Source organism: Klebsiella sp. P1CD1, assembly GCF_003790505.1.
In the GTDB taxonomy this organism is placed as follows: domain Bacteria; phylum Pseudomonadota; class Gammaproteobacteria; order Enterobacterales; family Enterobacteriaceae; genus Klebsiella; species Klebsiella variicola.
On sequence record NZ_CP033631.1, the window covers coordinates 2587018 to 2611060 of the forward strand.

At 58.1% G+C, this 24043-nt stretch carries 23 protein-coding genes and 3 pseudogenes; 7 read left to right on the forward strand and 19 right to left on the reverse strand.

Features of this window, described 5'->3' with window-relative positions:
* Window positions 1–169 precede the first annotated feature (169 nt).
* Window positions 170–1060, forward strand: a complete 891-nt coding sequence (locus DTA24_RS12890) for a LysR family transcriptional regulator (RefSeq protein WP_012968014.1) — start codon at window positions 170–172, stop codon at window positions 1058–1060.
* 149 nt (window positions 1061–1209) lie between these two features.
* Entirely contained in the window at window positions 1210–2202 is a 993-nt protein-coding gene (locus tag DTA24_RS12895; RefSeq protein ID WP_123836865.1) for a zinc-dependent alcohol dehydrogenase family protein, read from the forward strand.
* Window positions 2203–2350: 148 nt separating this feature from the next.
* Here DTA24_RS12895 and DTA24_RS12900 read toward each other — a convergent pair.
* Window positions 2351–3287 (reverse strand): annotated as a pseudogene (locus DTA24_RS12900) (LysR family transcriptional regulator).
* Between the two features lie 116 nt (window positions 3288–3403).
* Here DTA24_RS12900 and DTA24_RS12905 point away from each other — a divergent pair.
* The 3 genes and pseudogenes from DTA24_RS12905 to DTA24_RS28845 all read left to right on the forward strand — a co-directional run bounded on the left by DTA24_RS12905 (window position 3404) and on the right by DTA24_RS28845 (window position 6131).
* A complete protein-coding gene (locus DTA24_RS12905; RefSeq protein ID WP_123836867.1) occupies window positions 3404–4936 on the forward strand; it encodes an MFS transporter in 1533 nt (510 codons plus the stop codon).
* Between the two features lie 144 nt (window positions 4937–5080).
* Window positions 5081–5194 (forward strand): annotated as a pseudogene (locus tag DTA24_RS28840) (LuxR family transcriptional regulator); the annotation flags it as partial.
* A 681-nt stretch (window positions 5195–5875) separates the two neighbouring features.
* Window positions 5876–6131: pseudogene (locus tag DTA24_RS28845) on the forward strand (transcriptional regulator).
* A gap of 36 nt (window positions 6132–6167) precedes the next feature.
* Here DTA24_RS28845 and DTA24_RS12915 read toward each other — a convergent pair.
* From DTA24_RS12915 to DTA24_RS12975, 13 genes are all read right to left on the reverse strand, one after another.
* Window positions 6168–6656, reverse strand: coding sequence for a DinB family protein (locus tag DTA24_RS12915; RefSeq protein WP_123836869.1), 489 nt, complete (start codon window positions 6654–6656; stop codon window positions 6168–6170).
* 117 nt (window positions 6657–6773) lie between these two features.
* Entirely contained in the window at window positions 6774–7292 is a 519-nt protein-coding gene (locus DTA24_RS12920; protein ID WP_008804585.1) for an anti-virulence regulator CigR family protein, read from the reverse strand.
* 377 nt (window positions 7293–7669) lie between these two features.
* Window positions 7670–8641: an ABC transporter ATP-binding protein gene (locus DTA24_RS12925; RefSeq protein WP_012541493.1), complete on the reverse strand. Its 972-nt coding sequence runs from the start codon at window positions 8639–8641 to the stop codon at window positions 7670–7672.
* Window positions 8638–9618, reverse strand: coding sequence for an ABC transporter ATP-binding protein (locus tag DTA24_RS12930; protein ID WP_100680440.1), 981 nt, complete (start codon window positions 9616–9618; stop codon window positions 8638–8640). The genes DTA24_RS12925 and DTA24_RS12930 overlap by 4 nt, the downstream gene beginning before the upstream one ends.
* On the reverse strand, window positions 9615–10565 hold the full coding sequence (opp4C, locus tag DTA24_RS12935) for an oligopeptide ABC transporter permease (RefSeq protein ID WP_012541495.1): 951 nt from the start codon (window positions 10563–10565) through the stop codon (window positions 9615–9617). Before opp4C ends, DTA24_RS12930 begins: the two co-directional genes overlap by 4 nt.
* Window positions 10562–11521: an ABC transporter permease gene (locus DTA24_RS12940; protein ID WP_046620088.1), complete on the reverse strand. Its 960-nt coding sequence runs from the start codon at window positions 11519–11521 to the stop codon at window positions 10562–10564. The genes opp4C and DTA24_RS12940 overlap by 4 nt, the downstream gene beginning before the upstream one ends.
* Window positions 11522–11566: 45 nt before the next feature.
* A complete protein-coding gene (locus tag DTA24_RS12945) occupies window positions 11567–13270 on the reverse strand; it encodes an ABC transporter substrate-binding protein (protein ID WP_008804590.1) in 1704 nt (567 codons plus the stop codon).
* Between the two features lie 148 nt (window positions 13271–13418).
* Window positions 13419–14462, reverse strand: coding sequence for a methionine ABC transporter ATP-binding protein (locus tag DTA24_RS12950; protein WP_008804591.1), 1044 nt, complete (start codon window positions 14460–14462; stop codon window positions 13419–13421).
* Between the two features lie 52 nt (window positions 14463–14514).
* Window positions 14515–15291: a MetQ/NlpA family ABC transporter substrate-binding protein gene (locus tag DTA24_RS12955; protein ID WP_008804592.1), complete on the reverse strand. Its 777-nt coding sequence runs from the start codon at window positions 15289–15291 to the stop codon at window positions 14515–14517.
* A 31-nt stretch (window positions 15292–15322) separates the two neighbouring features.
* Complete coding sequence (locus DTA24_RS12960; RefSeq protein WP_008804593.1) at window positions 15323–15997, reverse strand: methionine ABC transporter permease; 675 nt, start codon at window positions 15995–15997, stop codon at window positions 15323–15325.
* A gap of 1 nt (window position 15998) precedes the next feature.
* On the reverse strand, window positions 15999–17225 hold the full coding sequence (locus DTA24_RS12965; RefSeq protein WP_008804594.1) for an SfnB family sulfur acquisition oxidoreductase: 1227 nt from the start codon (window positions 17223–17225) through the stop codon (window positions 15999–16001).
* A 270-nt stretch (window positions 17226–17495) separates the two neighbouring features.
* Window positions 17496–18179: a CatA-like O-acetyltransferase, family 1 gene (locus tag DTA24_RS12970; RefSeq protein WP_023297753.1), complete on the reverse strand. Its 684-nt coding sequence runs from the start codon at window positions 18177–18179 to the stop codon at window positions 17496–17498.
* Between the two features lie 31 nt (window positions 18180–18210).
* Complete coding sequence (locus tag DTA24_RS12975; protein WP_012541498.1) at window positions 18211–18594, reverse strand: VOC family protein; 384 nt, start codon at window positions 18592–18594, stop codon at window positions 18211–18213.
* A 90-nt stretch (window positions 18595–18684) separates the two neighbouring features.
* On the opposite strand from DTA24_RS12975, the gene DTA24_RS12980 reads away from it, so the two are divergent.
* On the forward strand, window positions 18685–19455 hold the full coding sequence (locus DTA24_RS12980) for a DeoR/GlpR family DNA-binding transcription regulator (protein ID WP_016161215.1): 771 nt from the start codon (window positions 18685–18687) through the stop codon (window positions 19453–19455).
* Window positions 19456–19459: 4 nt separating this feature from the next.
* On the opposite strand, the gene DTA24_RS12985 is transcribed toward DTA24_RS12980, so the two are convergent.
* On the reverse strand, window positions 19460–20089 hold the full coding sequence (locus DTA24_RS12985) for a LysE family translocator (RefSeq protein ID WP_008804598.1): 630 nt from the start codon (window positions 20087–20089) through the stop codon (window positions 19460–19462).
* A gap of 249 nt (window positions 20090–20338) precedes the next feature.
* On the opposite strand from DTA24_RS12985, the gene DTA24_RS12990 reads away from it, so the two are divergent.
* Entirely contained in the window at window positions 20339–20974 is a 636-nt protein-coding gene (locus DTA24_RS12990; protein WP_008804599.1) for a carbonic anhydrase, read from the forward strand.
* A 36-nt stretch (window positions 20975–21010) separates the two neighbouring features.
* Here DTA24_RS12990 and DTA24_RS12995 read toward each other — a convergent pair whose 3' ends face one another.
* From DTA24_RS12995 to DTA24_RS13010, 4 genes are all read right to left on the reverse strand, one after another.
* Window positions 21011–22027, reverse strand: a complete 1017-nt coding sequence (locus DTA24_RS12995; protein ID WP_196530643.1) for a zinc-dependent alcohol dehydrogenase family protein — start codon at window positions 22025–22027, stop codon at window positions 21011–21013.
* Between the two features lie 148 nt (window positions 22028–22175).
* Complete coding sequence (locus DTA24_RS13000) at window positions 22176–22385, reverse strand: YdgH/BhsA/McbA-like domain containing protein (RefSeq protein WP_004202908.1); 210 nt, start codon at window positions 22383–22385, stop codon at window positions 22176–22178.
* 84 nt (window positions 22386–22469) lie between these two features.
* Window positions 22470–23186, reverse strand: a complete 717-nt coding sequence (locus DTA24_RS13005; RefSeq protein WP_016161213.1) for a hypothetical protein — start codon at window positions 23184–23186, stop codon at window positions 22470–22472.
* Between the two features lie 45 nt (window positions 23187–23231).
* Entirely contained in the window at window positions 23232–23666 is a 435-nt protein-coding gene (locus DTA24_RS13010) for a winged helix-turn-helix domain-containing protein (RefSeq protein ID WP_012968028.1), read from the reverse strand.
* Window positions 23667–24043: the final 377 nt, after the last annotated feature.

The window sequence follows — 24043 nt, forward strand, 5'->3', positions numbered from 1 at the left end:
GGAGACTTCAGCGTCTGCTCCTCGCTCACAGCAGACATTGAACTCCCAGCCAGGAGCGGACATTTTGAAAGCCATCAAGTCCTTAACTTGGTGCCCATCGGAATTGTTTACTTTACAATGCCAGCTACAAACAGCCTAACTAAAGCCAGGTGATCACGTGCATTCAAACATGATTGAATACCTTAATATTTTCGTACAGGTTGTTGAGCAGGGCAGCTTTACAAGAGCCGCTGACATTCTGCAGATTCATCGTCCCACCGTGAGCAAAGCGATACAGCAGATAGAGGACGACCTCGGCGTAAAACTCATCCATCGCACTACCCGTAAGTTGAGCGTTACGGCTGAAGGGGAGGCGTTTTATCATCGCGCCAGGCTTGTATTGTCTGAAGTTAATGACATGATGGCGAGTTTTTCACCTACCCTTCCACCTCGGGGGCGGCTCAGGCTTGATGTCCCGCTGGCGCTGGCTCACGCCATACTGATCCCTAATCTCAAACATTTCCAGTCATTGTATCCTGACATTGATGTCGTATTGGTTTCATCGGACAAAAGAACCGATTTAATCACTGAAGGTGTGGACTGTCTTGTCCGCCTGGGTGAGCTTCAGGATTCGAGTTTTATCTCCAGACGTCTTGGCGACATCAGGATGGTCACCTGTGCAGCCCCATCTTACCTGCTACAACATGGACGACCGGAAACACTTGCGGATCTGGATCAGCATCGGGCAATAAACTTTTTCAGCGACCACAGTCGTGATGTGATGGAATGGAAATTTACTAAGGATGGGAAGATCGTTTCGTTGCGTCCCGTGGGCAGCATGCTGGTTGATAATTCAGATATTCTGCTTTCCTGTGGCCTCGCGGGCCTCGGCATAATCCAGGCCACCTTTAACGCCCTTGCCCCACATATTGCTTCCGGAGCTCTTGAAGAGATTCTGACGCAATATCCTTCTGTGTCTAAGCCCGTGTCGGTGATGTATCCGGACAGGCGCTACCTATCTCCCAAAGTACGGGTCTTTATCGACTGGTTCAGTGAAGTTTTGACCATGCAGAACCGCTGAAACCAATGGATTATTAATAGATAATTAATACTGAAGTTCCCTGTCAGCTATTTTTGGGACGTTTATAGCAGCGTAGATTGTCAGTAAATGAACCGGGCATGTCTTCAACAATATTCTAAAGATGTGCTGATAACTGACGAGAGCTGAATATGTCTAAAGTTGTTACCTTTAACCGCACCGGTGGTCCGGAAGTTTTGGAAGTTATAGATGTGGAGGTGCCCGCACCAGCAGCGGGTGAAGTTCAGATTCGCGTACATGCTATTGGTCTTAACCGTGCAGAAATCATGTACCGTAACGGTCAGTATGTCATTGAACCGGAATTTCCAGCACGCCTGGGTTACGAGGCCTCGGGCGTCGTGCAGGCCGTTGGTGAGCATGTTGAAGGGATTGTTACTGGAGATCGGGTCAGCGTTATTCCTTCGTTTATGTTTAATGAATACGGCATGTACGGCGAACTGGTCAATGCCCCGGTAAATGCTGTGGTGAAGCATCCTGAAAACCTTTCCTTCGAGGAGGCAGCTGCAAGCTGGATGATGTTTGTCACTGCATATGGCGCACTGGTTGAATATGGCAACCTTCAGGCTGGGCAGAATGTTGTGATCCGCGCAGCATCAAGCAGCGTAGGACTGGCTGCCATACAGATAGCTAACATGCTGGGTGCTAAACCCATTGCGCTTACCCGGACTGCCGAAAAAAGAGACATGCTTCTAAAAGCTGGTGCCGCCACTGTTATAGCTACCGCTGAGCAGGATATGGTTGCGGAAATCAATCATGCGACAGATAGCATGGGCGCCCATATTGTTTTTGATCCTGTCGGTGGTCCGGACGTGGCAAAACTGACCCAGGTGATGGCACCGCAAGGTATGTTCTTCCAGTACGGCGCGCTAGACAGTCGCGACCTGCTTGTGCCTGTCTTTGATATTCTCGGTAAGCATCTCACGCTGCGCGGATATGAGCTGTTTGAAATTACGACAGACCCTGAAAAAATGGCACGCGCAAAATCCTTCGTCACCGAAGGTTTACGTACCGGCAAACTGAAACCTGTCATTGATAAAATATTCCCGCTTGAAGATATTGCGGATGCACAGCGCTATATGGAAGCAAATGGACAGGTTGGCAAAATCGTCGTAATTGTTGAGTAAACCTCAAACCGACTAACCGTTCAACCTGATGAGCTGGTGTGAAAGGTGAAGCGGAGGGCCATGTGCTGCAAATCAAGATTCAGCGGTGCAGACTTTTCTGACCTTAGGGGAAGGGGGCGGCACACTCTGCTTCAGTGGGGGTAGCTAATCACCACAAATTGTTAGACACAAGGGATAGGGGGCGCCGATGCGGGTGACAAGGGTATCTCTGCCGCAGCCATAAAATCGATAAAACAGCGTATTCTCGGTGACAGGTAGCGGCTGGCGGGCCACAGGACCGAGAAATGCCCATCCTTGACGCAACTGCCGGGCAACACCTCCTGCAGTTGTCCCTCATCCATGGCCTCGCGCACGACAAAATCAGGCACATAAGCGATGCCCATCCCCGCCGCGCTTAAGCGAATGGCGGCCTCAATGTTATTGACCGTTACAACGGCAGCGGCCCTGAAATCTCCCGTCAGCCGCATATCGCGCAGTTCCCAGGGCTGGATCAGCCCCGTCGCGGGGAAGCGGAAAAAAATGCACTTGTGCGCCGCCAATTCCTTTGGCGAGTCGGGGGGCCCGTATTCCGCCAGATAGGCCGGGCTGGCGCAGAGCACAAAACGAAAGCCCCCCAGCTTTCTGGCGATCAAGCGGGAGTCCGCTAATTCACCGCTACGGATAGCAACATCAAATCCTTCATCGATCAGATTGACCAGCCGGTCACTAAAGTCGAGATCCAGTTCAACCTGCGGATAAAGACGGGTAAAGGCGGTGAGGGCGGGGAGCAGCAGGCGGTAGCCAATGACGGGCAGTGAAATCCTCAGTTTGCCGGTGGGCTGTGAGAGACTGCTGGTCAGCTCTGACTCGGCCTCCTGGATCTGCTCCAGGATACTCTGGCAGCGCGTCAGAAATGCGGCCCCCTCCGCCGTCAGGCTGACGTTTCTGGTGCTGCGGTTGAACAGCCGGACCCCCAGTTTATGCTCAAGCCGGGCGACATTCTTACCCACCGCCGAGGCAGATATGCCCAGCAGCCTGGCGGCCTGAACAAAGCTTAGCGTTTCGGCGGTGCGGACAAAGGACGTCAGCGAGGTGAGGCTGTCCATCGATTATAAACCTTATGTCTCTTAAGAAGATATTTTCAGTCTATTTATCGGCAATAACATCCGCAATAGGATGGCGACAGTTTATTCATTCCTTGCCGACTGATGAGGGCCGCCCGATGTTACTAACCGCCAGAACACCTTCCCGATACGCCAGCGCCCTGGCCGCGCTTTCTGTCTTTATGGCGGCCTTGCTGCTGCCGTTAAGTTTTACCGGCGGCGTCATGACCACCCCCGCGATACAGCAGTCGCTGGGCGGCTCTCCCGCTGCGCTGTCGTGGCTGACCAATGGCTTTATGTTGACCTTCGGCAGCTTTTTGCTGGCCGCAGGGGTGACGGCGGATGCCATCGACAGAAAACGTATTTTTATCGTCGGCGCCGCGCTGTTTTGCCTGAGCAGCCTGCTGTTTTGTCTGACGCACAATCTCTTCCTGTCAGGCGTGTTGAGGGCTCTGCAGGGCCTGGCCGCGGCGATGATTTTAGCCAGCGGCAGTGCGGCGCTGGCCCAGCTGTATGATGGCGCTCAGCGGACGCGGGCATTCAGCATCCTGGGCACGGTGTTCGGCGCCGGCCTGGCGTTTGGCCCGCTGCTGATCGGCTTCATGACCGACGCGGTGGGTTGGCGCGGCGTATACGCCCTGTTTGCGCTGCTTTCGGCAGGGGTGCTGCTTATCGGACTGGCGTATCTGCCCGCGGCAGAAAAAAGCGAGCCGCGGACACCCGACAACCTCGGCTTACTCCTGTTTACGCTGGCCCTGATGCTGTTTACCTCATCGCTCATGGTCATTCCGGCCCGCGGTTTTTTATCCCTGACCACGCTGGCCTTGCTCATCGCGTCGGGGGGGCTGTTCGTGGCGTTTGTCGTGCGCTGCCGGAGGGTGAACAACCCGGTGCTGGACATCTCCCTGCTGCGTCATCCGCGTTTTGTCGGCGTACTGTTGCTGCCTGTCGCCACCTGCTGTTGCTACGTTGTCCTGCTGATTATTGTTCCCCTGCATTTTATGGGCGGAGAGGGGATGAGTGAGCCGCAGAGCGCACTGTATCTGATGGCGCTGACCACGCCGATGCTGGTTTTCCCATCCGTTGCGGCCCTGCTCACCCGCTGGTTTTCACCGGGGCACGTGTCCACGGCGGGACTGATGATGGCCTCCGTCGGGTTGCTGTTGCTGGGGAACGCTTTTCACAGCCACCATCTCCCGCAGCTGGTGCTGGCGCTGATCCTCTGTGGAGCTGGGGCGGCGTTTCCCTGGGGGCTGATGGACGGCCTGGCGATTTCCGCTGTGCCGATGGCGAAAGCCGGTATGGCGGCAGGCCTGTTCAATACCGTTCGCGTTGCCGGCGAGGGGATCGCCCTGGCGGTCGTTTCGGCGGTATTAACGGCAAGCAATAACCTGACCCTGCAGAGTCGCGTTCACGGGTATGCGCCTGAGGTGATTGACCGCGCCGCAGGCTGGCTGGGGGCTGGCAATATGCCGCAGGCGGCTGCGCTTTTGCCTGACTTTTCCCTCCGGGCGCTGCGCGAGAGCTATGACTCTGCTTATACGCTACTGTTTAGCGGGCTGGCGGTCGTCACCCTGGTGTGCGCCCTGATGGTCTGGCGGACGCTATGCCGGAAGGCGGGCGCTATCCAAACCCGCGACAGTGGATGCTGAACCCCCTTGATAGCGCGGTGGCGTCACGCTTCCCGGTCTGCTTAGCGAACCGGAACTGTCATTGTTTCACTGGCGGAACTATGCTGATTAGGGCGGCCACATGCGCCGCCCCGGCAGCGGAAACAGTGACTCACAGGTGGCGGTATGGCGATTGATCCGGAACTGATTTACATCGAGATCCTGGAAACGGTGCTGATGGCCACCCTGGATCCTGATTTGTGGAAATCGGCGTTGCAGAAACTGGCGTTACTGACCGGTCATCAGTACGCGGCATTTCTGTTTTACGATAAAGGCAACGCCCATCTGTTGACAGATTCATTCCTGCTCGAGGAGAAGGTCTTTACCGCCTATCGCGACGTCTTTCTGGCTATCGATCCCGCCGAAAAAATATTGACCGCGTTACCAGTCGGGCAAATATATCGGGACCGGGAATATTTAGGCGATAAGTTTATTGCCGGCAGCGTCTATTACAATGAATTTCATCACCCCAACGACCTGAATCATCTCACCAGCGTCAAGCTGTGCACCATCAATGGCTATGCCACCTATCTGTCACTGATGACGGCCAATACGGCGGCTTATCCGCAGCCGGTGCAGTTTGAACTGTTCAGACGCCTGATCCCGGCGTTAAAAACCGCCTGCCAGCTTCACGCCCGGTTTGAACAGCTGCGGGACACCATTAAATACCAGAGCGCGGTGATGGACAACGGGATCTACCCGGTATGGCTGGTGGATCATGGCGGTAGAATTCTCTACGCCAGCGCGCATGCCGAACGCTACCTGCGCGCCAACGCCCGCCTCTCCTGGTATAGCGGGGGCGATACGCTGTGCCTCGATACCGACAGTAAAAAGCTGAAACGCGCCATCGAGCAGGCCACCCGGACGGTAGAGCCGCCGAAGGCAGGGCTGTGCTATACTGCCGGGCGTCAGCCGAAACCGATCCTCGTGATCCCGGCGACCCGCCTTGCCGGGGTCGCCTGCGTGATTATTCCCGAACCGTTTCTCACCGGCAGCGCCTTGATGGAGCTGTTTAACGTCAAACCCGCCGAGAATGCGGTGGCGGAGCTGCTGGTGCGGGGCATGACGCCGGATGAATGCGCCTTACATCTGGGCGTATCCATCGCCACGATCAGAACCCACCTCAGCGCCCTGTACCGGAAAACCCATACTCGTCATCAGGCTGAACTTCTGCTGATCCTCCGCGCGATTCACGGCTGATGGTTTCGCATCCTCAGGAATGATGGTCGCGCAGAAAAACCGTCAGCACCTCTTTCGGCGGCACGCCGCCGCATTCGCTAATCATCCAGCCCACCGCCCCACGGTGATAGGCGCCGTGAAAGAGCATGTGGTTCAGCATCTCCATCGCGGTCATATTGCCGTCACCGCCGTCGACAAATTTGAAGGCGATACGTTCGTGGAAATCGGCGGGGGTCATGGCGCTGACGTACTGAATGTACTCATCCGTACAGGCGGTCATGGCCGTTTCCAGCTCATCAACGGTTGGCGTCTCGGGGGTATTCAGCGCGGTGTAACCGTGCGGCCTGCCGCGCAGGTTCGCCCGGAAAATCATGTCAACGACATGGATATGGTTCATCAGCCTGAGGGTCAGGTGACGTTTCTCGCCATATACCGTACCGTCAATCGCGCGGATCGCCTGTAAGGTGGCAAGGTCAATCCAGCGCTTGTATTTCAACAGCGTCACTACAGTGTCTTTGTCCATAGTCTGTCCCGGGTTGGTTGAACCGTTATCATACTGGTTATGCCGGTGAGTCGTCACGCTCCAGCGCCAGGCACAAAAAAGCCTCGCCGGGGCGAGGCTTTTCAATAAGCAGGTGATTTAGTCAAACACACCGTTAATCACGGCGGTCACGATGGCAGTGCTCAGGGCGACCAGCACCAGGTCATCGCCGACCGCGCGCCATTCATAGCCTGGATAATAGGGCAGGTCGTTAATCATGGAAGCCGGCAGGGTCTTTTTCGCGATACCCGGAGGGAGCGGTTTGCCGCGGGCAACATTTTTGGCGATACCCGGAGGCAGCGCCTGATAGCCGACCAGACCGTAGTTCACGGCAAGGGAGCGCGCCCGTGAGAAACTAATATCGCTGTCGACGTGGTCGGGTTTACCATAGTTTTTGCGGTTGCCATGCTCGTCAGCAGACTGACCTTTATTCTGGCCTTTATTACCATGGTCGCCATTATTGCCATGATTGCCGCTATTGCCATGGTTACCACTGTTCCCGTGATTACCACCGCCATTACCGTTGCCATTACCCGGATTGGCATACGCCGGCGCGGCCATGACGGCAAGAGAAATAACCGCCGCCAGTGCTGTTTTAAGAGTGCGACGCTTAAGCATGATGTTGTTTCCTGAATGGGGAGTACACGCTTAAAACATAAGAGAAAGCTATACCCCTGGCAATCTCATCATTTCTTATTTTTTGCCGGTTTTTAATCACCGGCGGGGAAGATAAAGGGAAAGGGATAGCGGGACGCGGACAAGCAATTCCATTGCTGCGTTTTGACAGACGGGCGACCGCGCCCCGCTAAATGTGTTGCCGACAGGATCGCTCCCGGGCGTAGAGAAAAAAATGCCCGAAGCCATCGGGCAAAAATGAACAAAAATATTACGCTTCATTCATAACGCGTCTCACAAGACGGGGCGGATAGTAAATCCTGGCGCTGCCGCGCACAATCGGACGGTTGTTTAGAAATAAATAACCCCATCGACTGTGCTCAGGACGCGACCCCATGGCAGGCGACCCGATGGCCCGGGGCCACCTCGCGCAGCGCCGGAGCTTCTCTCCTGCACCGCTCGCTGACCTGCGGGCAGCGGGATGAAAAGCGGCAGCCGGGGGGCGGATTGGCCGGATCCGGGATCTCACCTTGCACCAGCGCCTGCGGTTCACTGTGCGGATCGAGGGTGGGCACCGCGGCCAGCAGGGCGCGGGTATAGGGATGGAGGGGGCGGCTGAACAGCGCATCGCGGCTGGCGCTTTCCACCAGCTGTCCCAGATACATCACCGCCACATCATCACATAAATGTTCCACCACCCCGAGGTCGTGGGAGATAAACAGGAACGTGACGCCGCGCTCGTCGCGCAGGTCGGAAAACAAATTGATGATCTGCGCCTGAATCGACACATCAAGGGCCGAGATGGGCTCATCGGCGACGATAAAATCCGGATTGAGGATCAGCGCCCGGGCAATACCGATCCGCTGGCGCTGGCCGCCGGAGAACTGATGCGGGAAGCGGGCATAGTGTTCCGGCGCCAGGCCACAGATCTTCATCACGGCGATCACCCGGTCATACAGCTCATCGCGGGTGCACAGCTTGTGCTGCAGCATGGCTTCGCCAATCGCGTCGCCAATACGAAGCCGCGGGTTCAGCGAGCTATAGGGGTCCTGAAACACCAGCTGCATTCTGGGCCGGATGGCGCGCAGGGCAGGCGCGGTCAGGTCGGCCAGCTCCTGACCGTGAAATTTCACGCTGCCAGCACTCTTCTCATACAGGCCAAGCAGGGTCCGGCCGACGGTGGTTTTACCACTGCCGGACTCGCCCACCAGGCCAAAAATGGTGCCCGGACGGATGTTAAAGCTGACGCCGTCCACCGCGCGAAGCTCGCCAGTCTGCTGGCCAAACAGGCCGTCGCGCAGCGGAAAATATTTTTTCAATCCATCCACTTCAATAACATAGCGTTCGCTCATGCTGTCGCCTCCGCAAATTCGCTGTAAAAGCAGGCGGCCCGCTGGCGCTCACCGAGCAGCGGCGGAATCGCCTCCCGACAGCGCGCCGTCGCCCGCTCGCAGCGCCCGGCAAAGGCGCAGCCCGCCGGCAGAGCGGCCAGATCCGGCACCTGGCCGGGAATAGAGTACAGCCGCCGACGCCGCTCACCCGGCACCGGGCGGGAGGCGATCAGCCCACGCGTGTAAGGATGTTGCGGATGCCGTAGCACCTCTGCGGTGGCGCCCTGTTCCACGATCCGTCCGGCATACATCACCACTACCTGCTCGGCCATCTGCGCGATCACCCCCAGATCGTGGGTAATCAGCATCATCGCCATCTGGCTGGCCCGCGCCCGGTCACGCAGCAGGCGCAGGATTTGCGCCTGCACGGTCACATCGAGCGCGGTGGTGGGTTCGTCGGCAATCAGCAGTTTGGGCTGACAGCTCAGCGCCATGGCGATCATCACCCGCTGCAGCATGCCGCCGGAAAGCTGGTGAGGGTAGCGGGTCATCAGGCTGTCGCCGCGCGCCAGGCCGACCTCGCTTAACAGCTGGATGGCCTGCTGCCAGGCGGCTTTCGGCGTGGCGCCGAGGTGGCGGATCAGCGGTTCGCACAGCTGCTCCCCGATGGTCAACACCGGGTTCAGGGCCGACATCGGTTCCTGAAAGATCATGGCCAGCTGGTGGCCGCGCAGGTCGGCCATCTGTCTGGCTTTCAGCCGCAGCAGATCGCGGTCCGCGAAGCGGATCTCGCCGCCGTCGATGCGCGCCGCCTGCGGTGGCAGGAGACCCATCAGCGCCATGGCGGTGACGCTTTTGCCGCAGCCGGATTCGCCCACCACGCCAACGGTTTGACCGGCCTGAATGGTGAAAGAGACCTCCTGCACCGCGCGCACGCGGGTGCGTTCGCCAGCGAAAGAGACGGAGAGATGATTAAAGGCGACTAACGGCGTGGTCATTTCAGCCTCGGTTTCATATTGGGATCCATGGCATCGCGCAGGCCATCGCCCAGCACGTTGATGGCGATCACGGTGATAAAGATGGCGATGCCCGGCGGCATCCATAGCCAGGGGCGGCGCTGGAAATCGATCAGGCTATTGGCGGCATCCATCATATTGCCCCACGACGGCGTCGGCGGTACCACGCCGAGGCCGAGATAGCTCAGCGCGGATTCACTGAGAATGGCGTTGGCGACGGCCATGGTCGCCATCACCACCAGAATCGGAATGGTATTCGGCAGCAGGTGGCCAAACAGCCGGCGACGCGCCGACAGGCCCAGCACCTGGGTGGCCAGCATAAAATCGCGTTCGCGCAGGGAGAGACATTGTCCGCGCACCAGCCGCGCCAGTCGGGGCCACTCCAGCAGGCTGAGCATCACCACCACCATATAAATGCGCGAGTCCGGGGAAAAATCGAGCTCAGAAAGCATCGCCCCGGCGACGATCAACAGCGGTAACCCGGGGATAGTCATCACCAGGTCGGCCACCCGCATGATCAGTTTGTCGGTTAACCCGCCGACATAACCCGAGAGGGCGCCGAGCAGGTAGCCGAGGCACACCGACATCACCATGGTCAGCAGGCCGATAATCAGCGAGATGCGCCCGGCCAGCAGCAGGCGGGTGTAGACATCGCGCCCGAGGAAATCGGTCCCGAGCCAGTGTTCCGCCCCGGGCGGCTGGTTGATGCTCAGGGCATCGGTGGCATCATCTCTCCATGGCGACCAGACGGGCCCCAGCACGCACCATACCGCCATCACCGCCAGCAGGATCAGGCAGAACATGGCCAGCCGGTTACGGCGCAGCTGTCGCCACCCCTGGCGCCAGGGAGAGGGGGGAATATGCGCCAGCGCCGGGATAGCCGCCTGCCGCTGGCGGCGACGGGAAGCAAAGTAAGACAGGATCATCATGACCTCACCCGAATACGCGGATCGGCCCAGGCGTACAGCACGTCGGCGAGCAAATTCCCGACGATCGTCAGCACCGCCAGAAACAGGGTAAACCCCATCAGCACCGGATAGTCGCGGGCGGCCAGCGAGTCGATATGGATGTGGCCTGCCCCCGGCCAGTTGAACACCTTTTCGGTAATGATCGCCCCGGAGAACAGCCCCGGCAGCTCGAAGCCCAGCAGGGTGATAATCGGCAGCAGGGCGTTGCGCAGGGCATGCTTGAGGATCACCGTGCGCTCCTGCAATCCCTTGGCGCGGGCGGTACGGATAAAATCCATTTTCACCACGTCGAGCATACTGGCGCGCACATAGCGCGTCAGGCTGCCCGCCTGCAGCATCACCAGCGCCAGCACCGGCAGCGCCAGGTGGGCGGCCACTTGCAGCACATACTGCCAGCCGCTCTCGTCGCTGCCGGTATTGGTCATCCCGCCTACCGGTAGCCAGTGGAGATCGACGGCGAACCATTTAATCAGCAGCAGGCAGAGGAAAAAGGTGGGGAACGACATGGCGGCAAACACCGCGACGCTCACCAGATGATCAAACCAGGAGCCGGGTCGCAGGGCAGAAACCACGCCGACCGCCAGGCCAATGCCCCAGTAAAAGACGAGCGCGACGCTGGCCAGCAGAAAAGAGTTCCAGATGTACTGGTTGAGCAACTGGCTGACCGGGATCTGATACTGCAGTGAAAAGCCTAAATCACCGCGCAGCAGCTGTCCCAGCCAGTAGAGGTAGCGGGTGAACAGCGGCTGGTCGAGGCCGTAGATCGCCTTCAGCTCTGCGGCGCGGGCGGCGGTCAGGGTGATATTGCCATCGATAAAGTCGCCGGGGGTTTTGGCAAACAGCATAAAAATAATGAAGGAGGCCAGCAGCAGCATCGGCAGCGTTTGCAGCAAGCGCCTCAGGATGAAATTTTTCATGACGGTCTCACATCAGCCGCCGGTTAACCCGGCGGCCAGGGGGATTTACTTGACGATTTTTACATCCGGCAGGCTGCCGGTCAGGCCGTTGTAGATATCCGGCTTAAAGCCGCTGACGCGGGCGCTGCTGGCGGAAAGAATGTTGCGATAGCCAAGCAGGATCACCGGCGGATCGTCGGCCAGCACTTTATACAGCTGGTGGTAGATCGGCTTGCGCTGTTCAATGTCGAGCACCGCGTTGCCGGCGTTAATCAGCTTATCGACTTCCGCGTTATGGTAGCCGGACTCTTTAGCTTCGCTGCTGTAAAAATCCCATACCCCATCGTGCGGGTCGTTGAGGGTGCTGGTGCTAAAGGAGGCCAGATCGTAATTTCCGGCTTTACGCTGCGCCATCAGGGCATTGAAATCCACCACCTGCGGCTTCAGCAGTACGCCAATCTGCCGCCAGTTCTCCTTGGCGATGGGGATCAGAGCGTCGTTGAGCACCTTCTTGCTCACCAGCAGGGTCAGCTCCAGGCGCTGGCCGTCTTTGGCGCGGATACCGTCGGCGCCAGGTTTCCAGCCGGCCTCATCCAGCAGCTTTTTGGCCTGTGCCGGATCGTAAGGGTAAGGGTTGACGCCTTCAGCGTTAAAGGCCCAGGAGATCGGGGCGATCGGCTCGATGGCGACTTTGCCGTACCCCTGATAGACCACGTCGATCAGCTTCTGCCGATCCAGACCGTAAATCAGCGCCTGGCGCACGCGCTTATCCTGCAGCGCCGGGCGATGCACGTTGAACTCCACCTGGCTGTAGTCGCTGGAGCCGTAAAGATTAATGTTGGCGAAGCCGAGCATTTTCAGCTGCTCAATATCGTCGGGGCGTGAGGTAAAGGCGTCATAGTCGGTCTCTCCGGTCTGGAACAGCTGGAAGTTGGTCGACGGATTGGTCACGCGGTAGATAAAGCGCGGTGTTGGTGGCGTTCCGCGGTAAAAATGGCTATTGGCATGGAAGCGTATTTCCTGACCGGGAATGTATTTGTCGTACACGTAAGGGCCGTTGCCCAGTGGCTTGCCGTGCAGTGAACGCAGATAGTCGAGATTTCCCCGCTGATATCCTTTGCCGTACCAGGCTTTCGACAGCACCGGCCCGCCAATTTTGGCCAGCGTGGTGGCGCCTGGCTGCGTGGTGGTCACCTGCAGGGTGAGCGGGTCGATGACCTTCAGGCCGCTGACGCTGTCAGCCTTGCCGGCTTTGTAGTCCGCGCCGCCGGCGATATTGGCCAGGGTGATGTCGGTATCGCCATCATATTTGGGGTCGAGCAGGACCGTCAGGGTAAAGGCGACATCTTCCGCCGTCAGCGGTGAACCATCGCTGAAGGTCAGGCCAGGGCGCAATTTGATGGTATAGACTTTACTGTCCGGGCTGACCGTCCAGCTCTCCGCCAGTCCCGGGACCAGTTTACCCTGACTGTCCCAGTCGATCAGGCGTGAAAAAATGACGTTAGTCACGTTCTCATCCCAGCCGTTGACGAAAAAGTAGGGGTTAAAGATCCCCTGCGGCTCGGAGATCCCGGCCACCACCGTGTCTTTCCGCAGTTTGGCGCTGGCCGGGATCTGGCTGGCGTCGGTGGCCGGGGTGATGCCTTCTTTCAGGATCCCTTCAGCATGGGCAACAGAAGAAAATGCTACCACGCCGCCGAGCAGGGCCACTTTTAGCGCCAGGGCGAAGCGGGTTTTTCGGGTTTTTAATCCTTGTTGTAATCTGGACAAAAGTGCTACCTCATCAAATAATTGCGTGGTTATTTACAATTCATGACGAAAGATAAGAGGCGCACTTCGCCCTGTCTAACACTGAAACGCTATGATTTATAACTAATTATCCTTAGCAAAGGATCGGGAATATAATCCCATTCGATGGCTAAGAAGCAGTGGTTTCCGCTGTCTGATGATGGTGAGTCAGAATGCTGTCTGCGACCCAGCCATCCTGCGCCAGCGCGCTGGCGGCCAGCGGCCCGCTCAGCCGGACCTGCAGCTGGCCGATCACCCGGCCCTGAATGCGCTCGCAGTTGCTGTACAGCAGTCGGGCGTCGCCTCCCAGCAGGCTGGCGATATGCTGCAGATTGGGTTCGCGACCGCTGCTGCCGTCAAAACGTAAGGTCACGATCTGCTCGCCGTCGCGCAGCGGTGGCCCGGCCTCCGGGCGATCGGGGTGCTGCAGGCCGAGCATGGCGCGCGTCACCGGGTGCTGCGGGTTGCCAAACACGCGCCAGACATCGCCCTGTTCGACAATGCGCCCGCCCTCAAGCACGCTGACCCGATCGCAGAGGGTGCGAATGACCTCCATTTCGTGGGTGATCAGCACGATTGTCAGGCCCAGGCGCTGGTTAATCTCCTTGAGCAGGGTTAGCACCGACAGGGTGTTTTCCGGATCCAGCGCCGAGGTTGCCTCATCGCACAGCAGAATTTCCGGCTGAGTGACCAGCGCCCGGGCGATGCCGGTCCGCTGTTTCTGGCCACCGGAGAGGCGGGCCGGGTAGCTGTCGCGCAGCGCGCTGAGGCCCACCAGCTCAAGCATCTCGCTGACCCGACGCTGGCGTTCGCCGGCCGGGACGCCAGCCATCTTCAGCGGCAAGGCGATGTTCTGCGCCACGGTTTTGGTGGCCATCAGGTTAAAGTGCTGAAAAATCATCGCCACCCGCCGACGCAGATCGCGCAGCTGGCGCGTGGAGTAGCGCACGGTTGACTCGCCGTGGATGAACATCTCGCCGCTGTCGGCATTTTCCAGACGATTAAACAGGCGCAGCAGGGTGGATTTTCCGGCGCCGCTGCGGCCGATGATGCCGAAAATTTCGCCCTGACGGATGGTCAGGTCAATGTCCTGTAGCGCCTGCACGCCGTTAGGATAGGCTTTGCTGATACCAGCAAACTCAATGTGGGTCGGTGGGGCGGGGATATGCGTCACGATGATGCGCTCCGTTAGCCCGGGCAGCGGCTGACGCCGCTGCCCGCGGTGATTAGAATCCAGGTAAAATTTTGCCCTGATAACGCGTAAGAATGAACTGACGAACTGCGTCCGAATGCAGCGCTTGCGCCAGCTTCTGAATGCCCGGGTCCTGAATATTGTCCGGGCGCGCCACCAGATATTCGACGTACAGATCGCTGCCTTTTTCCACCAGCAACGCTTTATCGGTGTCGATACCGGCCTCCAGCGCATAGTTGGCAAAGATAAAGGCCAGGTCGACCTGCTTCACCGCGCGCGCCAGCATGGCGCCCTCCAGTTCGCGGATCTTAAAGTGATGCGGGTTGCTGGTAATGTCCTTGGTTGCCGATTGCGGGTTGTGCGGATCCTTGAGGGTAATCAGCCCGGCGTTGCTTAACATCACCAGCGCGCGGCCGGTGTTCACCGGATCGTTAGGGATGGCGATCGTGGCGCCGTCAGGCACCGCGGCGAGGGTCGTGTATTTGCTGGAGTAGGCGCCGAAGGGCTCGATATGCACTCCCACCACCGGTACAAGGTTGGTGTGGCGGGTCTGGTTGTAGTTATCGAGGAATGGCCGGTACTGGTAGTAGTTGGCGTCGAGGTGTTTCTCCGCCAGCTGCTGGTTAGGCTGAATAAAATCGTTAAACACCTTGACCTGTAAATCGACGCCTTCCTTTGCCAGCACCGGCTTCACAAATTCAAGGATTTCCGCATGCGGCACCGGCGTGGCGCCGACGATCAGCGTCTCGTTAGCCAGCGCTGCGGTGGAGAAGAGGGCCAGCAGTCCGGCGGCAATAATGGATTTTTTCATGATAAGGGTTTCCTGAGCAGAGAAGGGTAAGTTATTTGCGGCTGACGTAGCGCACCAGGCGGTCGCCGCTCATTTGCAGAAGCTGTACCAGCGCAATCAGCATCAGGACGGTGACCACCATCACGTCAGTCTGAAAGCGCTGATAACCAAAACGAATGGCCAGATCGCCCAGCCCGCCGCCGCCGATCACCCCCGCCATCGAGGTGTAGTCGACCAGCAAAATGGCCGTCACGGTCACGGCGGCGATCAGCCCGGCCCGCGACTCCGGCAGCAGCGTGTGCCAGATAAGCTGCCAGGTGCTGCCGCCCATCGACCAGCTGGCCTCCACCAGGCCGTGCTCCACTTCGCGCAGGGCGGTTTCCACCAGCCGGGCGAAGAACGGGGCGCAGCCGGCGACCAGCGGCGGAATGGTTCCTTCCACCCCCAGCGAGGTGCCGGTCAGCAACGTGGTCACCGGGATCATCACGATGAGCAAAATGATGAACGGCAGGGATCGCAGTACGTTGACGCACAATGACAGCAGGCGGTAAAGGCGCGGGGCGTACAGCAAACGCGGCTCACCGGTGAGATAGAGCACAATCCCCAGCGGAAGCCCCAGCAGTACGGTCCATCCCAGCGACCAGGCCAGCATGGTAAGGGTATCGAGGGCGGCCTGGGCCACATCGTTCCAGTCGATTTCCGCGAAAAACGCCAGCAGACTCGTCATATCAGTTCCAGTCATGTCGTTGCGGGCGAATGCCGTTCAGCACCCAGTTGCCAAGCAACTGATACTTCCAGCGAACCGGGTCGTGCAGGGTGTGCACCCGGGCATTGCGCCAGTGGCGGTCTAGATTGAGCGACTCACCGGTGGCGCGAGTGCCCCCCAGCTCGAACAGGCGGCTGGCGGCCTCCAGCGCCACTTCGGTGGTCCAGATTTTGGCGCGGGCGACGGCCAGCGACGCCTCGGCGACATGCTCCTCGCTGAGGTCATTTTTATAGCGGTCGAGCACCCGTCCCGCCCGCTCCAGCAGCGCGTCGGCTGCCGCAAGGCGGCTGTCCAGTTGACCGATATGGTAGATAGTCAGCGGATCGTCGCTCGCCTGCGCCACACCGGCGTCGATCCACGGCCGGGCGCTGTGGCGTACGAACGCCACGGTATCGTCCAGCGCCGCGCGGGCGATCCCGGCGTCTATCGCCGCGGTGGTCAGCTGGGCGAACGGGCCGGCAAGGGTCGGGCTGGCGTAGGACTTCCAGGTTGGGAAAAGGTGGAAAGGATTAACCGGAAGATTATCGGCCAGCACGGTGCCGCTGGCGGTGGTGCGCTGACCGAGGCACGCCCAGTCGTTGACCACCGTCAGCCCCGGGCTGTTCTGGGGGACGAAAGCGAGCTGGGCGCGGTCGTCGGCGTCCAGCGCCAGAATGCCAATCCAGTGGGCGTACAGCGAGCCGGTGCAGTAGCCTTTACGGCCATTGATCCGCAGACCGTCTGCGCCTTCCTCGATACGGGTACGAATATCAAGGACCGTTTTCCCCCCGGTTTCCGACAGGGCATTGGCGAAGCGATAGCCCTGTAATACCTGGGCGAAAAAGAACGCCTGCTGGTCGTCGCTACCCTGCAGACGAATATCCTCCAGCAGGCAGTAGTGGTTCTGGGGTATCTGGCCTAACGACGGATCCGCTGCAGAGAGAATGGCGATAACCTGCGCGAGGGTCGCGGCCGAGACCTCGGCGCCGCCAAAGCGGCGCGGCACCGTGATGCCCCACAGTCCGCTGTTGGAATAGGTGTTGACGATCTCCGCCGGGACAATGCCCGTCCGGTCGCGCTCGGCGGCGCCGGGTTTGAGCACGGCGGCGATCTCATGGGCGATGGCGAGGGCTTCCGCATCGCTGGCAATAATATGCGCCTGCGGCGTGGACTGGGTGTAAGGCTGTGCGGGTGAACTGGCTGACATCATCTTCTCTCTTATTCAGTGAATAGCTTATGCAAAAATTAGATAAATAAATAATTCATAATGCCTGTGGGTTATATGTGTGGGTAAGCAAAACACGTGCCAGCGAGAGAGGAAGGCGCAGTCGTGATAGGAAGCGGGTTGGCTATGTCAGCTGATGGAGCGGACTGCTGCAAATGCAGCGCCGTTTTGCGCCGGCTGTTGCAAAGGCAACAGGAGAGGAAAGCGACCGCCGGACCGAAGGAAGGCTGTCAGGCGGTGAGCGTGGCGAGGACCTCAGCGTTTCTTTGCCGCAGGGGCGAGCAGTGAGGGTGCGGTCTCGGTTAACGGTTGCCAGAGCCGCTCGGGGTCGCTAAATCCCTCTTCCACGAGAGCAAAAAAGCGGCTGGCGTGGAGACCGTCGACGAAGGCATGGTTAAACCGCCCGGCTACCGGGATCACGCCGTTCTGTAGTTTCCCCCAGGTAAGCGCGGGCACCGCCGCGCCTACGGCATATTCCGCATGGGTCATCGAGGTGAAGTGGAGCCACGGCAGACAACTGGCGCAGATAAAATGCTCGCCATCGACGATGAGCGGTGCCGGCGTTGTCTCTCTTGCCGCGACGATCTTCGGCGTTGCCGCATCGCTGAAGGCGGTGAACTCGGGGGCGTTGTCGCACCATACCTGGCGGAATCCTTCCTCGACGGTCATCACCGGCGTCATTACCGCCAGGCTGTCATATTCAATCACCTCATCATTGCGCACGCGCTGCCGTAGCTGCGGTACTCCGTTTGCCGCGCGCAGCAGCGCATAGAGCGCGAGCTGAAAAAACGAGACCCGACGGTCCTTCGCACATTCGTACAGGCGCTGCGCCGCTATCGGGACACAGAGGTTAAAGCTGGGGTTGGCAAATTGTCGGTAAAAGGTGAAATGGTCCCGGCGGGGCCAGGTCGCGGTGTCGATAATTCGGTAACGTGCCATGAATGCCTCCTGAATACTGGCGGTCTGCTGACTATGCGACGATTTCAATCAGGTTGCCATCGGGATCGGCGATCACCGCCTCATAATAGCCGTCGCCGGTGGTACGCGGCGGCGAAACCAGTATCCCCGCATCCTCGGCGCGTTGGGCGAGGGCATCGACCTGTTCCGCCCCGCCTACCGAGAGGGCCAGATGCGCCCAGCCGGTATGGTTATTATCCGCGCTGGCCGGCTGCAGGCCAGGCTTGGTCATCAGCTCGATCACCACCTCGTCGTCGATGGTGACAAAATAGGAGGCAAAGCCGGGGTTGGTCTGGCTGAGGTATTTTTCATTGATGCTGGCGGCAAAGAACTCCACCCAGAAGCGGGCCTGGACGTCGAGCTGTTGGGTCCACAGGGCGAAATGGGCAATTTTCATGGTAAACCTCCGGGCAGGAACATTGACAATCAAAGCAGCGCAGACGATCATGCTTGCTGTTGCTCGTTTTTGATAATTTAAGGAGTTATCGTGCTCGATTATGCTGCTTTTCCCCAACAGCGACAAGCGTTGATTTGCCAGATCCTGCAGGAAAACGGCAGAGTGGTGTGCGCGGAGCTGGCGGCGCGGCTTCAGGTGTCGGAGCACACCATCCGCCGCGATCTGCATGAGCTCAGTCGCGAGGGGTTCTGTAAAAAGGTGTATGGCGGGGCGGTGCTGAGCCTGCCGGAGGCCGGGGACTACAGTGAACGGAAAGATAAAAATCGAGCAACAAAAGTCAGGATCGCGCAACAGTGTGCCAGGCTGGTGAAGCCCGGCGGCACGATTTTCGTCGATACCGGGACCACCAATCTGGCGATGGCCGAGGCGCTACCCGCTGAGCTGGCGCTGACGGTGGTAACGAACTCCCCGGAGATCGCCGCGGTACTGGTGAAAAAACCGTTGTATGACGTGGTGATCCTCGGCGGCCAGGTGCAGCGGGCGAGCGGCGGGTGCGTCGGCGCCGCGGCGGTGGCTCAGGTGCAGGGCATGTTATTCGACCAGGGTTTTATCGGCGGCTGCGCCATGGCGCCAGAGTCGGGCCTGACCGGTTTTGACTACGCCGACTGCGAGTTCAAGAAAGCGGTGATTAAGCAGTGCAGCGAAATTATCGTCGGCCTGACCTCGGATAAAATTCCGGCAGTGGCACGGTTTGTGGTGGCCGCGAGCAGCGATATCGATGTGCTGGTGGTGGAAGAGAACATCAGTCGCGAATATCGCGTTGCCTTTCAGCAGCACGATATTCGCATCCATACCGTGTAACCCGTTAGCGGGTGAGGGAGGTGGCGATAAGCCGCAGGCCCAGCGCCCCCAGCACCGTCGCGGTGGCGATGTCGATCCGCCGCTTCAGCCGCAGGTAGACGCGCCGCGGTCGATCGGCAGACAGCACGAGCGCCACCAGCGAATACCAGCTGACGTCAATCAGAAAGCTCATCAGCGGCACGATGTAGTAAAAGGCGGTGGGGATCTGCGCAGGCAGCAGAGCGGTAAAAATTGAGGCGAACACCAGCGCGGTTTTGGGATTGCTCAGCTGGGTATACAACCCATCGCGGAAGGTCTTCAGCAGCGAATGGTTGCCAGCCATGCCGCTGGCGGAAAAGTCCATCGGCTGCGCCGACCCGCGGAAAATCTTATAGCCCAGCCATAACAGGTAGAGCCCGCCCGCTACTTTCAGGCCAATGAACAGCTCCGGCACCGCGGTGAGCACCTTCTGCAGGCCCAGCATCGCCATAATGGAAAAAATGGCGGCGCCGGCGCCAGTACCGAGGGCGGTCACCAGACCGTGCACGCGCGAGCGAGCGACGGCATTGCGCGCGACAAAGATAAAGCTTGGGCCGGGACTGATCACGCCCATGATCAGCACCGCGGCAATGGCCATCAGGCTGGATAAGAACATAGCGACTCCTGTGATGTCCGCCGCCGGCAGGCGGTCGGTAACCTGTGAACGGTTGGGGTAGACAGAGTAGCAAACTGGTTCAGGAAATCACGTCAAAAAGGTGTGGATAAGGCAGGGCGGCGCGGGCGGTGGCGGCGCGCGTTTTCTGCGCAACTGTTTGAATAACGATTCCCATTCTTGTCATCAATGGTAAACTGAATAACTGTGATCTTTGTCATACCGTAATAACTACAGAGAAGAGACACTGCTATGCAACATATCATTGAGGGCTTCCTCAACTTCCAGAAAGAGATCTTCCCCCAGCGTAAAGAGCTCTTCCGTAGCCTGGCCTCCAGCCAGAATCCCAAAGCGCTTTTCATCTCCTGTTCAGACAGCCGTCTGGTGCCTGAACTGGTAACCCAGCAGGAGCCGGGACAGCTCTTTGTCATTCGTAACGCCGGGAATATCGTGCCGTCTTTCGGGCCGGAGCCAGGTGGCGTTTCTGCTACCATCGAATATGCCGTCGTTGCGCTGGGCGTGACGGATATCGTGATCTGCGGCCACTCCAACTGCGGCGCGATGAAAGCGATCGCCACTTGCCAGTGCCTTGAGCCGATGCCGGCGGTGTCCCACTGGCTGCGCTATGCTGATGCCGCGAAAGCAGTGGTGGAAAAGAAAACCTGGGCCAGCGAAACCGATAAGGTCAACGGCATGGTGCAGGAAAACGTCATCGCTCAGTTGAACAACATCAAAACCCATCCGTCGGTGGCGGTCGGTCTGCGCGACCATACCCTGCGCCTGCACGGCTGGTTCTACGACATTGAAAGCGGCGACATTCAGGCGCTGGATAAAAACACGAAATCCTTTGTTTCGCTGTCGGAAAATCCGGACGTCTTCTTCGAATAAAGCCGTTCTCAGGGCACGGAGGCCCTGTTCATCCCCTCACCACTCCACGCAAATTTTGCCAAAATGGGCGCCGCTTTGCAGATAGCGAAAGGCATCCGGTAAGGCTGTAAAATCAAACACTTTATCGATAACCGGCCGCGACGCCTGCAGGTTCAGGGCGTTGACGTAGTCCTGTTGTTGCCGTCTATTACCTACCACCAGCCCCTGCAGTCGGGCCTGTTTACTCATCAGCAGATGGGTGGGGACATGGCCCTCGAAGCCGGTCAGGACGCCGATCAGGGCGATGTGTCCGCCAACACTGACCGCCTCGAACGACTGCCCCAGGGTGCCCGGACCGCCCAGCTCCAGAATGAGATCGGCCCCGCGATGGCCGGTGATATCCTGCACCGCGGCGCCCCATGCCGGGGTGGTGCGGTAATTGATGAGATGATCGGCCCCCAGGGCGCGAGCGCGGGCGAGTTTTTCATCTGACGACGAGGTGACGATCACCTGCGCGCCCATACTTTTCGCCAGCTGCAGGGCGGTTATCGACACGCCGCCGGTACCAAGCGTCAGCACCGTATCGCCTGCTTTTAACCGTCCTTCGACGACCAGCGCACGCCAGGCGGTAAGACCGGAGGTGGTGATGGTTGCCGCCTCCCTGAAACTCCACCCCTCAGGCGCATGGGTAAAATGGCTGGCCGGCCTGACGACATACTGGCAGGCGAACCCCTCCGCGCCATCGCCCGGGGTCTGACTGAAGTCGCTCACCAGCGGACCGGGGCGGCCATCCAGCCACTGCGGGAAAAAGCCAGCGACCACCCGGTCACCCGGCTGAAATTCGTTCACTCCGGCGCCAACCGCTTCCACCACGCCGGCGCCATCCGCCATCAGGATCCGCCGATCGGCGGTGGGAATTACCCCCGTTGCGACCAGCAAATCATGGTAGTTCAGCGAGGTGGCGTGCAGCGCCACCCGGATCTCTCCTGCAGCGGGCGCCCCGGGGTCAGCAAGATCGACAAGCTGCAGGTTCTCAAGCGAACCGGGTTTTTTGACTGTCCAGGCTTTCATCATCAGGCTCTCTTTTCTGGAGGATACAGTCAGTATTGGTCGGGAATGGAGCGAGCGCCACAGCATGCCTGTCGGCAAAACAAAGAAAGGGGAAGGGGTAAAAAAAGCGCCGTTTTTAACGGCGCTTTTTCATTGCTAACGGCAAAAGGGATTATTTGCTCAGTTCAGCCGTCATATGGACGCGGTTATTAAACTGGGCGCTGGTGATTTTATAGGATGCACCCTGTTCCGCGGCCTGGGCGGCGATTTTTGCTTCAGCACGGTCTAGTGTGGAAGCGGTAGCGCTGACGCTCTGGGCGAAGCTGACAGAAGAGAACAGAGACAGTGCCGCAACTGCAACGAAAGTTTTGATGGATTTCATGGTCGTATTCCTTAATCTGGTGTCTGATAAAGGGCTTTTCGCCCTGATGTGGTAAAGAATACGCTTGAATGTTGCAGGCTAAAATCAAAACAATTTGCGAATCTTATTCAAATAATATGAATGATTTTTCGCCGCGTGCAACGCAGCCTGCCGCTGTCGGGCAGGCTTTGCCCCTGGCGTATAACTGGCAAGGTCGGGTGAGAGCGGGTTAAACGTTGGCCCGGAGATCATAAAATGATGAAAATGAGCATGGCTGACCAGGTGAAAATTAACCTTAATCCGTTCCAGTCCGTTATAGACTCGCTTGCGATTGATCCCCAACGTGGCCGCCAGTTGATTCACCGACTGTCCCTTCATGGTGGCGGCGATTATCCGCCTTTCCAGAAGGTTGAGGGGCGCTCGCTGACGGGAAGAGGTACTCTGACGCTGATGACGCGGCAACAGAGGCCAGCGACGATCGGCCAGCCTGCGCAAAAGGCGGCCAACCTCCGGAACGCTTTCCCGCTGGCTAACCCACAGGAGGGTATCCGCGAAAAAGGCGCGTCCGCGCCTCACGTTGCCGGCCGAGGTAAAGCCGACCACCAGACTCTGATAACGCAGGGCTAATTCAGCGGCGGCCTGATAATCGTGAAAGTTTTCCAGCGATAAAATAATCACATCCAGCCCAGCCGGATCGGGAAAATGGCTGAGTGGCAGCGAATGAATAATGTTCAGCCCGGGCAGGGTCTCCTGAATATCTCTGAAACACTGGGCGAGGCCGATATTAAAAAAAAGATTATTGCTGTGAATTAAAATATTCAACGGATAAACCCTGTTACAAGCGATGTAAACGGCGCGGAGAGGGGATTAGCTGCGTACCAGAAGTTTATTCATATCAGCAGGCGAGGCATTAATATAATTCATCATGCCCGGTGGTTTGAATGAGTAAATTTCGGCTACGACAGCATTGTTAATATAATACCCTGCGCACTTGACCCGAATAATTAATGCGCTTTCAACGCCTGCCTGGCTAAGACGGGATTTTAACGTCTGAATAACCTGCCATAATCGCTGCGCAGACGGGCGAAGGTTATTTTTTTCCCAGACGTTAATCATCAACTCTTCATCGCTGACCACCCGTTCTCTGCCATGCGCCAACAGATATTCCAGTAAACAGGCCATGGTACTGCGTAGCTGAACTTGCGTTCGCGTCCCTCGCAGCGCGATAATTTCCCGATGATGCAGGCAGTAGAAAATATTATCTGCTAACTTATAGCCAAGCAGTTTATAGCCCTTAGTCATCCACCACTCCCTGACAAATCCAGTTATTGCCGGTGCAGAGTACCTGCCTGCTGCTGACTGACCAAGTGAATTTTATTTGTTAGAATAATCAAAACAAATAACCATGTTTGTATACATAAGTAGAATAAAAATCTGATAAATGATTATTGCTCTGCAGGATTGTATGGTATAGGAAAAGTCTTAAACAAACGTCAGCCGCTGGTAAGCGGTTGAATATATAGGTGTCAGGAAAAACTAAATGCACTTATATTGATCTAGATCAATTTTGCTCATTTCAGGAGGCTTTCACCATTTACATAGTAAAACAAAGATTGAAATAACTTCCGTTACGCGATGATAAGCTGATTCTGAACTTATGGAACTACCCAGGGAATTGT

Excerpts from the sequence above, each read along its gene's own strand:
- DTA24_RS12905 (WP_123836867.1), top strand. The coding sequence starts at position 3,404 with ATGTTACTAACCGCCAGAACACCTTCCCGATACGCCAGCGCCCTGGCC.
- opp4C (WP_012541495.1), bottom strand. The coding sequence starts at position 10,565 with ATGATGATCCTGTCTTACTTTGCTTCCCGTCGCCGCCAGCGGCAGGCG.
- DTA24_RS12985 (WP_008804598.1), bottom strand. The coding sequence starts at position 20,089 with ATGTTCTTATCCAGCCTGATGGCCATTGCCGCGGTGCTGATCATGGGC.
- DTA24_RS12940 (WP_046620088.1), bottom strand. The coding sequence starts at position 11,521 with ATGAAAAATTTCATCCTGAGGCGCTTGCTGCAAACGCTGCCGATGCTG.
- DTA24_RS13010 (WP_012968028.1), bottom strand. The coding sequence starts at position 23,666 with ATGACTAAGGGCTATAAACTGCTTGGCTATAAGTTAGCAGATAATATT.
- DTA24_RS12965 (WP_008804594.1), bottom strand. The coding sequence starts at position 17,225 with ATGATGTCAGCCAGTTCACCCGCACAGCCTTACACCCAGTCCACGCCG.
- DTA24_RS12925 (WP_012541493.1), bottom strand. The coding sequence starts at position 8,641 with ATGAGCGAACGCTATGTTATTGAAGTGGATGGATTGAAAAAATATTTT.
- DTA24_RS12990 (WP_008804599.1), top strand. The coding sequence starts at position 20,339 with ATGCAACATATCATTGAGGGCTTCCTCAACTTCCAGAAAGAGATCTTC.
- DTA24_RS13000 (WP_004202908.1), bottom strand. The coding sequence starts at position 22,385 with ATGAAATCCATCAAAACTTTCGTTGCAGTTGCGGCACTGTCTCTGTTC.
- DTA24_RS12960 (WP_008804593.1), bottom strand. The coding sequence starts at position 15,997 with ATGACGAGTCTGCTGGCGTTTTTCGCGGAAATCGACTGGAACGATGTG.
- DTA24_RS12975 (WP_012541498.1), bottom strand. The coding sequence starts at position 18,594 with ATGAAAATTGCCCATTTCGCCCTGTGGACCCAACAGCTCGACGTCCAG.
- DTA24_RS12995 (WP_196530643.1), bottom strand. The coding sequence starts at position 22,027 with ATGATGAAAGCCTGGACAGTCAAAAAACCCGGTTCGCTTGAGAACCTG.
- DTA24_RS12920 (WP_008804585.1), bottom strand. The coding sequence starts at position 7,292 with ATGCTTAAGCGTCGCACTCTTAAAACAGCACTGGCGGCGGTTATTTCT.
- DTA24_RS12895 (WP_123836865.1), top strand. The coding sequence starts at position 1,210 with ATGTCTAAAGTTGTTACCTTTAACCGCACCGGTGGTCCGGAAGTTTTG.
- DTA24_RS12970 (WP_023297753.1), bottom strand. The coding sequence starts at position 18,179 with ATGGCACGTTACCGAATTATCGACACCGCGACCTGGCCCCGCCGGGAC.
- DTA24_RS12955 (WP_008804592.1), bottom strand. The coding sequence starts at position 15,291 with ATGAAAAAATCCATTATTGCCGCCGGACTGCTGGCCCTCTTCTCCACC.
- DTA24_RS12890 (WP_012968014.1), top strand. The coding sequence starts at position 170 with ATGATTGAATACCTTAATATTTTCGTACAGGTTGTTGAGCAGGGCAGC.
- DTA24_RS12930 (WP_100680440.1), bottom strand. The coding sequence starts at position 9,618 with ATGACCACGCCGTTAGTCGCCTTTAATCATCTCTCCGTCTCTTTCGCT.
- DTA24_RS12915 (WP_123836869.1), bottom strand. The coding sequence starts at position 6,656 with ATGGACAAAGACACTGTAGTGACGCTGTTGAAATACAAGCGCTGGATT.